This window comes from Blautia faecis (assembly GCF_027662325.1).
Classification (GTDB): Bacteria; Bacillota; Clostridia; order Lachnospirales; family Lachnospiraceae; genus Blautia_A; species Blautia_A faecis.
Window position 1 is genome coordinate 1 of the sequence record NZ_JAQDKY010000082.1, and the last position, 530, is coordinate 530.

The following is a 530-nucleotide window of genomic DNA, read 5'->3' on the forward strand; positions in this document are numbered from 1 at the left end:
TCTTCAAAATCAACAAAAATCTGGCTGTGTTCCAACCTCGTTTTTCCAGGATCTTTGCCAGTTTTTTCAGATTCATGCATGCAAAGGTAAGCCCGGCTTTCATTTCCATCCGTGATGCTCAAAAAGGTCTGTATCTTTGAAACGGCGGGTATAATTCTTTCCAAATGTAGAGAAATGAGGTACTGGATCTAACATGTCTAGTCCGAGAAACCAACGGTATGCAACGTTTACCTCGATCTCTTTCATGGTCTGACGCATGCTTTTTATCCCATAGAGATACTGAATGAATGGTATCTTTATCAGCATGACGGGATCCATACTGGGACGGCCGTTATCCGGACAGTATTTTTCTTCAACCAGATCATAAATAAAATTCCAATTGATTGCTTTATCAATCAATCGCAGCATATGGTTTTGAGGTACCATGTCATCCATGGAAAACATCATCATTTGTTCTCTGTTTTTATCTGCATTTTTCGTCATCATAAAAAACACCGCCCTTCTGATATTTATTATATCAGAAAAGCGGT

General features: G+C 39.1%; 1 pseudogene. It reads right to left on the bottom strand.

From position 1 onward, the window contains the following. Positions 1–117: 117 nt before the first annotated feature. Positions 118–486: pseudogene (locus PGQ38_RS19015) on the bottom strand (transposase); the annotation flags it as partial. Positions 487–530: the final 44 nt, after the last annotated feature.